The 1,947-nt window shown below is 67.8% G+C and carries 2 protein-coding genes; one reads left to right on the top strand and one right to left on the bottom strand.

The annotated features are described in order from the left end of the window. Window positions 1-1,262 (top strand): BamA/TamA family outer membrane protein (locus tag N878_RS18945; protein ID WP_021445147.1); only part of this gene is annotated, 1,262 nt, incomplete at its 5' end. A gap of 161 nt (window positions 1,263-1,423) precedes the next feature. On the opposite strand, the gene N878_RS18950 is transcribed toward N878_RS18945, so the two are convergent. Then, window positions 1,424-1,947: FimV/HubP family polar landmark protein (locus N878_RS18950; protein ID WP_036988298.1), on the bottom strand; the 524-nt coding region annotated here is incomplete at its 5' end.

Consider the following 1,947-nt stretch of genomic DNA (forward strand, 5'->3'; position numbering starts at 1 on the left):
CCCGCCTGCAGCAGAGCGGCGGCGGCAACCCGGCGCTGGCCATGGCGCGCTCGCGCGAGCAGCGCACCCCGGTGATCCGCGAGATCCGCGTGGAGAACGACTCCAAGGTCGGCGACGCGGTGATCCGCCGGCATATCCGTCAACCGCTGGGCGAGCCGCTGGACATGGACCGCCTGCAGAAGGACATGGGCACCCTGTACGGCCTGGACTACTTCGAGCGCGTGCAGTACCGCGTGACGCCGCTGGACGAACGCGGCAGCGCGCTGGTGATCGATGCGCGCGGCAAGCGCAGCGGTACCGACTACCTGCGTCTGGGCCTGAACCTGTCCGACGACATGCGCGGCGACAGCGCCTTCAACATCGGCGCCAGCTACCGCGTCAACGGCATCAACCAGCTGGGCGCCGAGTGGCTGACGCGCGTGCAACTGGGCGATCGCCAGGAACTGTACAGCGAGTTCTACCAGCCGCTGGACGCCGGCTCGCGCTACTTCGTCGCGCCCTACCTGTTCGGCGAGGCGCGCAATATCGAGGCGATCCTGGACAACGACCCCATCGCCGAATACCGCCTGGAGCGCTACGGCTACGGCCTCAATCTCGGCCGGCAGATCGCCAACAACGGCGAGATCCGCTTCGGCCTCGGCCAGGCCTGGGGCGAGGCGGAGGTACGCGTCGGCGAGCGCGACCTGCCCAGCTTCAGCTTCAACGAGGGCTACTACGAGCTGATGTACTCCTTCGACACCCTGGACAACGTCGACTTCCCGACTGATGGCGAAGACATCGGCCTGCTGCTGCGCCAGTACGACAGCGGCCTGGGCTCGGACGAAGAGTACCGTCAGTGGCAGCTGGAGCTGAACAAGGTATTCAGCGTCGAGGCCAATACCTGGGTGCTCGGCGGGCGCTACGGGCGCACCCTGGAGGAGGCCGACGTGGTCACCTCCGGCTTTATCCTCGGCGGCGCCCAGGAGCTGTCCGGCTTCCGCCAGGACGCCCTGAGCGGGCAGAACGTGGCGCTGGCGCGGCTGATCTACTACCGCCGCCTGACCCAGCGTTCGCTGCTGCCGCTGGACCTGCCCCTGTACCTGGGCATGTCGCTGGAGCGCGGCCGCGCCTGGAACAACGACAACGCCTTCGACAGCGGCTATATCAACGCCGCCAGCATCTTCCTCGGCCTGGATACGCCGCTGGGCCCGGTGAACTTCAGTTACGGCTTCAACGACGAGCGGGAAAAGGCGCTGTACCTGAACCTGGGCAAGAGCTTCTGACGGCAGGAGCCAGTCGGCTCCCACGGGGCGCTCTCCTCGCTCGGGTAACCCGGCACCCGAGCTGGGCTGTCCCGGTTTGCATCCGGGCCCCGACGACCAGCCCCATAAAAGACAGGGCCGCGCAGCAAGCGCGGCCCTGTCGGCGCAGCGAGTCGGGCGAGTCAGGCGATTTCCGCCAGCAACTGGCGTGCGGCCTGTTTCTGCCGGTCGTCGCCCTGGTCGATCACCTCGTTGAGAATGTCGCAGGCGCTGCTCAGGTTGCCCTGCTCGATATAGGCCAGCGCCTGGTTGAGCTTGGCCATGTGTTCGGGGTTGCCGGCCAGCTGCTCGATATCGCCCTGCAGCGCCGCGGTGGCATCGGCCTCGCCGGCGAAGGCATCGAGAAAATGCTCGTCGAGCAACTCGTCCTCGCCGCCCACCACCATCTCCATCTCGCCGAAGGCGCTGACGGTCTGCACCTCCTCGTCCAGCTCGAACACCTCCGGCAGTTCCTGCAGGTTGCTGGAGAACCCCGCATCGAACTCCGCCGCGGCGACCGCCTTGGTCTTGCCGCGGGCGGCCTCGAAGGGGCTGACCATGTCCCAGTCGGCATCCAGCGGCAGGTCGTCGAGATTGAGCTGGAAGTCGGGCTCGGCCAAGGGCTCGGCGGCCGGCGGCGCCAGCGGGGGCTGGCTAGGGGCGGGCT

It is taken from the genome of Pseudomonas sp. EGD-AK9, from assembly GCF_000465935.2.
In the GTDB taxonomy this organism is placed as follows: Bacteria; Pseudomonadota; Gammaproteobacteria; order Pseudomonadales; family Pseudomonadaceae; genus Aquipseudomonas.